Source organism: Clostridium sp., assembly GCF_047718555.1.
Classification (GTDB): domain Bacteria; phylum Bacillota; class Clostridia; order Clostridiales; family Clostridiaceae; genus Clostridium_I.
In genome coordinates this window covers 50,617-60,005 of record NZ_JBDNRK010000023.1, presented here as the reverse complement: position 1 = coordinate 60,005, position 9,389 = coordinate 50,617, and the positions used below count along the sequence as shown (strand labels likewise).

At 29.8% G+C, this 9,389-nt stretch carries 10 protein-coding genes; 8 read left to right on the top strand and 2 right to left on the bottom strand.

Translation table 11 applies throughout. The annotated features are described in order from the left end of the window. The first annotated feature begins 226 nt into the window (after positions 1 to 226). Genes rsmD through ABF633_RS11030 form a run of 3 tightly spaced genes read left to right on the top strand, consistent with a single transcriptional unit; the run spans position 227 to position 1,811 of the window. The gene (gene rsmD / locus ABF633_RS11040; RefSeq protein WP_415523771.1) at positions 227 to 784 is read left to right on the top strand and encodes a 16S rRNA (guanine(966)-N(2))-methyltransferase RsmD; all 558 of its coding nucleotides are present in this window, start codon (positions 227 to 229) and stop codon (positions 782 to 784) included. A gap of 1 nt (position 785) precedes the next feature. Next, positions 786 to 1,271: a pantetheine-phosphate adenylyltransferase gene (gene coaD / locus ABF633_RS11035; protein ID WP_415523770.1), complete on the top strand. Its 486-nt coding sequence runs from the start codon at positions 786 to 788 to the stop codon at positions 1,269 to 1,271. Between the two features lie 15 nt (positions 1,272 to 1,286). After that, complete coding sequence (locus ABF633_RS11030) at positions 1,287 to 1,811, top strand: ATPase (RefSeq protein WP_415523769.1); 525 nt, start codon at positions 1,287 to 1,289, stop codon at positions 1,809 to 1,811. Here ABF633_RS11030 and ylbJ read toward each other — a convergent pair. Together ylbJ and ABF633_RS11020 are read right to left on the bottom strand one after the other, a co-directional pair. Further along, complete coding sequence (gene ylbJ / locus ABF633_RS11025; RefSeq protein WP_415523768.1) at positions 1,795 to 2,949, bottom strand: sporulation integral membrane protein YlbJ; 1,155 nt, start codon at positions 2,947 to 2,949, stop codon at positions 1,795 to 1,797. The two genes, ABF633_RS11030 and ylbJ, sit on opposite strands and share 17 nt — an antisense overlap. A gap of 77 nt (positions 2,950 to 3,026) precedes the next feature. Then, positions 3,027 to 4,259 (bottom strand): nucleotidyltransferase, encoded by a 1,233-nt coding sequence (locus ABF633_RS11020; protein WP_415523774.1) that lies wholly within the window; start codon positions 4,257 to 4,259, stop codon positions 3,027 to 3,029. 312 nt (positions 4,260 to 4,571) lie between these two features. Here ABF633_RS11020 and pta point away from each other — a divergent pair, with 312 nt between their 5' ends. The 5 genes from pta to plsX all read left to right on the top strand — a co-directional run bounded on the left by pta (position 4,572) and on the right by plsX (position 9,156). Further along, positions 4,572 to 5,573 carry a phosphate acetyltransferase gene (gene pta, locus ABF633_RS11015; RefSeq protein ID WP_415523767.1) on the top strand — a complete coding sequence of 334 codons (1,002 nt, stop codon included), beginning with the start codon at positions 4,572 to 4,574 and terminating at the stop codon, positions 5,571 to 5,573. Between the two features lie 101 nt (positions 5,574 to 5,674). Next, the gene (locus ABF633_RS11010; protein WP_415523766.1) at positions 5,675 to 6,874 is read left to right on the top strand and encodes an acetate kinase; all 1,200 of its coding nucleotides are present in this window, start codon (positions 5,675 to 5,677) and stop codon (positions 6,872 to 6,874) included. Positions 6,875 to 7,200: 326 nt separating this feature from the next. Continuing rightward, complete coding sequence (locus tag ABF633_RS11005; protein ID WP_415523765.1) at positions 7,201 to 7,701, top strand: YceD family protein; 501 nt, start codon at positions 7,201 to 7,203, stop codon at positions 7,699 to 7,701. Between the two features lie 13 nt (positions 7,702 to 7,714). Then, positions 7,715 to 7,897 (top strand): 50S ribosomal protein L32, encoded by a 183-nt coding sequence (gene rpmF, locus ABF633_RS11000; protein ID WP_003442137.1) that lies wholly within the window; start codon positions 7,715 to 7,717, stop codon positions 7,895 to 7,897. A 233-nt stretch (positions 7,898 to 8,130) separates the two neighbouring features. Then, positions 8,131 to 9,156, top strand: coding sequence for a phosphate acyltransferase PlsX (gene plsX / locus ABF633_RS10995; RefSeq protein WP_415523763.1), 1,026 nt, complete (start codon positions 8,131 to 8,133; stop codon positions 9,154 to 9,156). Positions 9,157 to 9,389: the final 233 nt, after the last annotated feature.

Here is a 9,389-nt window from a genome sequence, read left to right as displayed (position 1 = left end):
TGAATCGCTTTCACAGAGTGCGTGGGAGTCTTACGCCAAGTTAGTCAGGTGAAAAATAAATAATAAGATGGATATAAGAAATATTTTGAATTACACAAATAAATAGCTTCTGATTATAGTGATGGATGCTATCAGAAGGTCATGCTAATAAAGCATGATTCAAAATAAGATAATATACTAGATAATTATTTTTTGAAAATGACAAAGGTAAAGGGAGGATAAAAGTATGCGAATAATTGCTGGTCTTGCAAAGGGAAGAAAATTATTATCACCTGAAGGCATGGAAACAAGACCAACCTTAGATAGAATAAAGGAGTCAATGTTTAGCATAATCCAAAATGATGTGCCTTATGCTGTGGTTTTGGATGTATTTGCAGGTACAGGAAGTCTTGGCTTGGAAGCTGCAAGTCGTGGTGCAAAGCAATGCTATCTAGTTGATAAAAGTCCTATAACCTTTCCTATATTAGAGAGAAATGTAGAAACTTTAAAATTTCAACATATTTGTAAGTGCTTAAATATGGATTCCTATAAGGCATTATATAAATTATCAGATGATGGTGTTATATTTAATTTAATATTTGTGGATCCTCCTTATATGAAAGATATGATTCCAAAAGCTATAGATATTATTCATGATAAAAATTTATTACATAGGGATGGATTAATTGTAACTAAAATTGATTCCGGTGAGGAAATATATCAAGGGAATGGAAAAATAGATTTAATTAATTTCAGAAAGTATGGCAATACAACTGTATGTTTTTACAGGTATAAGGAGGACTAAAATGAAGGTAGCTGTCTACCCAGGAAGTTTTGATCCCATAACTAATGGACATCTAGATATAATTAAAAGAGCGGCAAATGTATTTGATGAAGTTATAGTAGTAGTTCTTTTGAATCCACAAAAGAAGGGATTATTTTCTGTGGAGGAAAGATTAGAACTTATAAGAAGAGTTTTAAAATTTAAGCAAAATATAAAAATTGAATGTTACAATGGGCTACTTGTTAATTTTATGAAAGAAAAAGGAGCAAAAGTTATAATAAAGGGACTTAGGGCTATGTCTGATTTTGAATATGAATTTCAAATGGCTCTCATGAATAACAAATTAGATCCTGATGTAGAGACGGTGTTTATGATGACAAGAGCGGAATATTCGTATTTAAGCTCTTCCTCAGTGAAACAAGTCGCTGTGTTTGGTGGATGTATTAAAGGATTAGTTCCAGAGGAAATTATATCAGATATACTAAAGAAATCCCAAAGTTCTAAATAAGGGGAGAATATAAATATGAATGTTATGAAGCTTTTAGAATATTTATCAGATATTATAGAAACCTCAACAAAATTACCTATGACAGGTAAATCTGTTGTTAATAAAAAAGAAGTCTGTGAAGTTATTAATGACATAATTTCAGCACTTCCTGATGAATTAAAAAAAGCTCAGTGGATTATAAATGAAAAAGATAGGATATTAAGTGATGCATTGAAAGAAGCTGATATCATTAGGAGAAGAAATGCTCAGACTATAATGAAGGAAATTGAAAAACATGATATAACTAAAGAAGCAAAAATAAATGCAGAAGAAATAATTACTTCTGCACAAAATTCAGCAAAGAATATTGAAATAGCTTCTAGAGATTATGCAAATAATTTGCTGCAAGACCTTGACAGAGAAATTAAGGAAATTAATGATGCTATGCTTTCTAATATAAAAAATGAAATGGAGAAATTTTTAATTAATTATCAAAAAAAAGTAAATTTTACAAGGGATACAGTCAAAGAGAATATTAAAGAGCTTAAAAAGATTCAATAAATTTTATACTTTTATACACTATAAAGGGAAATACTGCTATTAATATTAGTAAAGGTATTAAAATATTGGAGCTTGTAAATGGAATATTAGTTCCCTGACTTATTGTAAATATCCCGTAATTACTAATTTTAAATATTATTAGAGTGGTAAAGGAAGCGACTATTCCTTGAAATATTTTTCTATATATGTATCTGAATAGAGAAAAATTATATTGGTTTGTATAGGCATAAGTCTGTGCTATAACACATAATCCACCAAAGGAAGTAAAAAAGCTAAATAGCATTAATTTCAACTCTATATTTAAGGATGAAGTGGAAACTAAATTACATCCATTTGTCATTTCAATAGAACCAAGTAAAAGTGAACCTAATATTGTATTTTGATTTACTGCAGAGAATACTGCAGTATTTTTTATTATGCCTAGTAATACAGAAAAAATTGTTATAAAGCCTAAAACCAAAAGAGAAGAAGCTATAGAGTTTTCTACGCTATTTTTAAGTACATTTCCTATATTTTGCTTTTTAAAAACATGTTTATGAATAGTTTTAGTCTCTTTAAAAGCAGTATTACCAGGTATCAGTAGGCCCATAATAAAACAAGAAATATAGCTTGAAATTAATAAAATATAACCATAGTGAGAGGAACCCAGCATGCTTTCACCTATAGTTCCAACTAAAAATAGAGGACTGCAGTTTGTAGCTATATTGATAAGTCTTGAAGCTATATTAAAATCGATGTCCTTTTTTTCTAGGAGTTCACAGCAGTACTGAGAGCCCATAGGATATCCGCATAAGAAACTTATTATAAGTACAATGCTGCATTTGTCTGGAAGTCTTAGTGGTTTACATAGAAATTTACCAAAAACCTTTGAATAAATATAAATACCATCATAGGCTATAATTATATTTAAGAGCATTGTAAATGGAAACATGGTTGGAAATACCTTGTAAGCAAAGAGCTTGGCCCCATTAATTGCATTATTAATGCAATTTGCTGGATTTATTATAATAGAAAATATAATGAAAGAGCATAGTATAGTAGTAACTATACTAATGATTTCATTTTTTGTATAGCTGCGTATTAAAATAAAGGTTGTAAAAAATACTAATATAATAATTATATAAAAAACAATACTCAAGTAAAAATCTCCTTATAAGTAATCTAATTTATTTATATTTAAAAAGGAGATAATTAATTACTATTTTCAATATCTATTTATTCTCTGATTATTATAGGACTATTTAAATAATCTGAGGAAGGTTTTATACTTTTATTTATAATACTGTAGGCATTAGTTGAAAGTATATCCAATTTTAAGCATTCACAGCTAACATTATATTTGGGAAGCTTTAGGTATACAGGAATAGTTGAATTATTTTTAATTTGTTTTAAAATTTCCATTCCTTTAGTATTAAAAGCCAGCACTCTTGCATAGGGGCAGGGAGATTTCCTTAGGGATTCTGTTTGGTGATTTTCAAAGCCAATAAAATATTGACATAAAATTCTGCTTAATCTTGTGTAAGAATATCTTTTACTCTTTATATTAGTCATCAGTTCATCAAAGTCTTTGGAATTAATAATTGATTTATAAATTTTATTATTAAGTCCTTCATTGGCATCGGGAATCTTATCTAAATTATTGGGGCCGGTAATACATTTATACTTTAAAAATTCAAATGTATTTTTCAAAAAGGTAAAATCATAATTGTTATATAACAGAGATGATAATTCCTGATAAACTGATTTTGGTAAAAAATCAGTTAAAATACTTAAATCACTTTTGTTTTCTATTTTCTCTCTTATGGCAGTTGCACTAGGAAATTTAGAAGTTATTTTTTTTGAGTTATAGTTGTCACCCTCTCTTTTTATGGTAACAGCTTTAATAGAACTATTTAATTTTATTAAACTTTTACAATATTCAATTGCTAAAATATTGTTAGAACTAGAAATCATAGTTTCTATAGATTTTGTGAAATTTATATCTAGGTCCTTAGATATAAATTTTAGTAATGCCTTACTTCTGGCAGTAAAATAAGGCAGCCCTAGAGAAACATATTTTTTTAATAAGCAGGAGTATTCACTAGGTGGATTTTGTAGTATATTTGATAGATAGTAAATTAATTTTAAATCTCCAGATTCACTCCCAAAGCATAACAAATCTACTATATTTAAACTATTTAGTAAACTTATTGCTCCGTAAGAAAAGAATTCTGCTGAAGAAATGCTGTATACAGCAGGCAATTCTATTACTAAATCTATACCGTTTAAAACTGCTAATTTTGCACGAGTCCATTTATCTAACAGGGCAGGTTGACCACGTTGGACAAAATTCCCGCTAAGTACTCCTATGAGTCCATCACAATTTGTTATTTCTTTTGTCTTATTTATGTGGAAAATATGACCATTGTGCAGCGGATTGTATTCTGCTATTATTGCCGAAACTTTCAAAAAATCACCTTCATTAGTTATTATCATATAATAACTATTATACTTGATAAATACATAGCATGGAAATAAAAAAAATTTACATAAACTTGTCAAAACTTAATGCATTTAGGTATAATTTTATTAATATATTTACTAATATTTTATGTAATAATTAAAATTGTTAGAAATTTTTCAATATATTGAATATAAGCTTTTTTGTTTTTTTTGTTGAAATTCTTCTATCAAAAGATGTATATTAATATTATATGCTACAGATATATATTTAACTTAAGGAATTAAATATATACTCTTATAAGGAAGGGAGAAAGAAAAATGGAATTAATGGAATCAATATGGGAAATGGCGAAAGGTGACAAAAAAAGGATTATCTTGGCTGAAGGTGAAGAAAAAAGAAATTTACAGGCATGTGATAAAATATTAAAAAATGGACTAGCAAACATTGTCTTAGTTGGAAATAAGGAAAAAATAGCAGAAAGTTCAAAGCAATTAGGGATAGATGTTAGCGGAGCTGAGATAGTAGATCCTAACACTTCAGATTTAACAGAGGGATATGCAAAAGAATTCTATGAACTTAGAAAAAAGAAGGGCATGACTTTAGAAAAAGCTGAAAAGATGGTAAGAGACCCTTTATATTTTGCAACTATGGCTATTAAAATGGGATACGTTGATGGTATGGTTTCTGGTGCAATTCATACTACTGGAGATCTTTTAAGACCAGGCTTACAGATTGTAAAGACTGCTCCAGGAGTAAAAATTGTATCAGGATTTTTTGTTATGATGGTACCAGATTGTAAATATGGAGAAAGTGGATTACTTTTATTTGCAGATTGTGCAGTAAATCCAAATCCATCTGCAGAAGAACTTGCAGCTATTGCAATAACAACTGCTGAAACAGCTAAAAAATTATGTAATCTTGATCCAAAGGTTGCTATGCTTTCCTTCTCTACTATGGGAAGTGCAAAGGGAGAACTTGTGGAAAAAGTACAAAAAGCAACTGCAATAGCAAAGGAAATGAGAACTGATTTGGATATTGATGGTGAGCTTCAATTAGATGCTGCTATTGAAGAAGAGGTGGCTCAATTAAAAGCTCCAGGAAGTCCTGTGGCAGGTAAAGCTAATGTTTTAGTATTCCCAGATTTACAAACAGGTAACATTGGATATAAATTAGTGCAGAGATTTGCGAAGGCTAAAGCCATAGGACCTATATGTCAGGGCTTTGCAAAACCTATAAATGATTTATCAAGAGGTTGTAGTGCAGATGATATAGTTAACGTTGTGGCAATGACTGCAGTTCAAGCTCAAAAGGGGATTTAATAAATTAAGAGAAGGCATTTGAAAGAAAATAGCAGGTCAAGATGTATAGATTCTTGAAAGGCTATTTCTTTCAATATGTCTAATGAAAGGAAGGTAAATTTATGAAAGTTTTAGTAATCAACTGTGGAAGTTCATCTTTAAAATATCAATTGATAGATATGCAGGGTGAAAAAGTATTGGCAAAGGGATTAGTTGAAAGAATAGCTATAGAGGGTTCTATACTTACACAGAAGGTAAATGGTGAAAAATATATAATTGAGCAGCCAATGAATGATCATAAAGAGGCAATAAAATTAGTGTTAGATGCATTAGTAGACAATGAACACGGAGTAATAAAGGATATGTCTGAAATATCAGCTGTAGGACACAGAGTTGTTCATGGCGGTGAAAAATATGCAAACTCTGTACTTATTGATGAAAATGTAATGGAATCAATTAAAGAGTGCATAAAACTGGCACCATTACATAATACTCCTAATATCATTGGTATAAATGCATGTAAAGATTTAATGCCAAATACTCCAATGGTAGCTGTGTTTGATACTGCTTTCCATCAAACATTACCAAACTATGCATATATGTATCCTCTGCCATATGACCTATATACTAAATATGGCATCAGAAAATATGGTTTTCATGGAACATCACATAAATATGTTTCAAAAGCTACAGCTGAATTTTTAAACAAGGATATAAAGGATCTTAAGATAATTACATGTCATCTTGGAAATGGAGCAAGTTTAGCTGCTGTGGAAGGCGGAAAATCTGTAGATACAAGTATGGGATTTACTCCACTTGCAGGAGTGGCAATGGGAACAAGAAGTGGTGATATTGACCCTGCAATAGTAACATTTTTAGTAAAAGAATTGAATTTAACAGGTGAGGAAGTAAATAATTTATTAAATAAAGAATCTGGTATTTATGGAATTTACGGTAAAAGTAGTGATATGAGAGATATAAAGAAAGCTGGTCTAAAGGAAAATGACGAAAGAGCAATGCTGGCTTTAAATGTTTTCCACTATAAAGTAAAACAATTCATAGGTTCTTATGCAGCAGCTATGAATGGGGTTGATGCTGTAGTATTTACTGGCGGTATTGGCGAAAATTCACCTGAAAATAGAGAAGGAATATGTGAGAACATGGATTTCTTAGGTATTAAAATTGATAAGAAAAAGAATAATGAAACTATAGGCGATGAGGCGGATATAAGTGCTGCAGACTCAAAGGTAAAAGTTTTAGTTATTCCTACTAATGAGGAACTTATGATTGCTAGAGATACAAAAGATATTGTAACTAAATAAGGTTTTTAAATTAATTGAAAAATTTTATTTATGTTGAAAATCTATGAAACGATCATTTAGTAAATGGCGGCTGTTAATCTCTAGCTTTATAAGATGGAGCATTGCAGCTGCTATTTATTATGATATAATTAAATTAAATCTTGACATTTTTTATGTGGATTTATATAATGAATTATGTTATTCTACATAGTAGGATTAATTAGTAATTAGCTATCTGTATATTGAGGAGGGAATAGTAGCTTTAGCTCAAGCTATGTGTTTTACACATTATATACATATTTTATATGTATGAGAAGAGTTATTGATAATTTTTCAGAGCTAACTATATGATGATAAATATTTCTGATTTAATTTATAAAAAAGCAACTAAACAAGATATTGACGTAGTATTGGATTTAAAAGAATTCAGTGATGATTACGAGACCTATCAGGTATTGGCTCCAATAAGAGTTAAGGCAACTTTGGTGAGAACAGGTGATATAATTTCTCTTGATGGACTTATCTGTGGGGAAATTCAGCTTACATGTTCTAGATGTCTCGAAAATTTTAGCTATAAATTACAGCTTGAATTACAGGAAAGGCTAACTAATGATCCTGAAAATAAGGATGATGAACTCATCTTTATAGATAATGATAAATTAGATTTGATAGAAATTGTTGAAAACAATATTATAATGTCACTTCCTATACAAAGGTTGTGTAAAGAAAATTGTAAGGGTTTATGTCAAGTTTGTGGTACAAATCTGAATAATAGCACTTGTAATTGTGAAAATCTAGATATAGATCCAAGACTAGCTGAACTTAAAGATTTGTTTTCAAACAACTAAGGAGGTGTTTATTGTGGGAAATCCAGCAAGAAAGTTTTCAAAAGGTAGAAGAGATTCAAGAAGAGCACAAACTTTTAAATTAAGTGCACCAGGCATAGTTGAGTGTCCAAATTGTCACGAGATGAAACTTGCACACAGAGTTTGCAAAAACTGTGGACATTACAAAGATAAAGAAGTTGTTGCAGTAGCAAAATAGAGAAAAGAAAGTCGAAAGACTTTCTTTTCTTTTATGTAATAACAAATTTATTATTTTTATTTCGGGTAATTGAACAATACATCAACTAGTTACCGGATAAATATAAATTTGCTGTCCAATAAACGAATAAGATAATTTTTTATATATCTATGGTAAACTATTAACTATTGTGATTAAATCTATATATAAGAGTATTTATAAAATTTATTCATAAAAGGGAAGTGTGATGAATAATGATTATAGCAATAGATGGAATGGGTGGAGATAATGCACCTAATGCTGTAGTAGAAGCCTGTACAGAAGCTGTCAATGAGTTTGGGGTAAATATAATTATAACAGGTAATGAGCAGATTATAAAAAGAGAATTGGAAAAATATAATTATGATAAAAATAAAATAGACATAGTGAATGCCAGCGAGGTTATAACTCCAAATGAACATCCAGTAATGGCTATTAAAAAGAAAAAAGATTCTAGTCTTTATAAGGCCTTAAATTTAGTTAAAGAGGGAAAAGCACAAAGTATTATCTCAGCAGGTAGTACAGGTGCACTTATGGCAGGAGCTACTTTTATAATTGGAAGAATAAAAGGTATAGATAGAATTGCACTGGCACCAATTATGCCTGGTAAGAATTCAACTTTTATGGTGGTAGATGCTGGGGCTAATGTGGATTGTAAACCTCAATACCTATTACAGTTTGCTTTTATGGGAAAAATATACTTTGAAAATATTTTGAAAGTAAATAACCCCAGTATTGGACTTATAAATATAGGTGTAGAAGAAGAAAAAGGAAATGACCTTACAAAAAAAGTTTATAAGCTTTTAAAGGAAGCAGACTTTAATTTCATAGGAAATGTAGAACCAAGAGATATTTCCAATGGTGACACGAATATATTAGTCTGTGATGGATTTGTTGGAAATACTGTATTAAAAATGTATGAAGGAGTAGCTTCTAATATCTTTAATATACTGAAAGCAGAAATAATGTCATCTACAAGATCTAAAATAGGTGGTATTCTTTTAAAGCCTGTATTTAAAAGTTTTAAAAAGAAATTTGATTACACAGAATACGGTGGTTCTCCCTTTTTAGGTACGAAGGGTGTAGTTATAAAGGCACATGGTAGTTCTAATGTAAAGGCTTTTAAAAATGCTATAAAACAAGCTAAAATTTGTTATGAAGGTGAATTTATAGATAAAATATCTAGTGAACTTGGAAAAATAAACGAGTTAATTAGTAAATCTAAATCTGAAATAATTTAGTAAAAATAACTTAATTTTACTTGAATCTTTATGTTTTATTGCTGTATAATCATAAACAGAGTTCTTTGTTTCAGATGGAGTTTTTTTCCCATCTGAAACTTAGAAATCGTTATCCAGGGACGTAGCAGCCGTTATCTCCCACTTTGATAGAAAAGCAGAGAACAAAAATCTTGGATTTTCTGTGAATCGCTTTCACACAGTTCGATGGAAGTATTACGGATGGTAGTCATCGG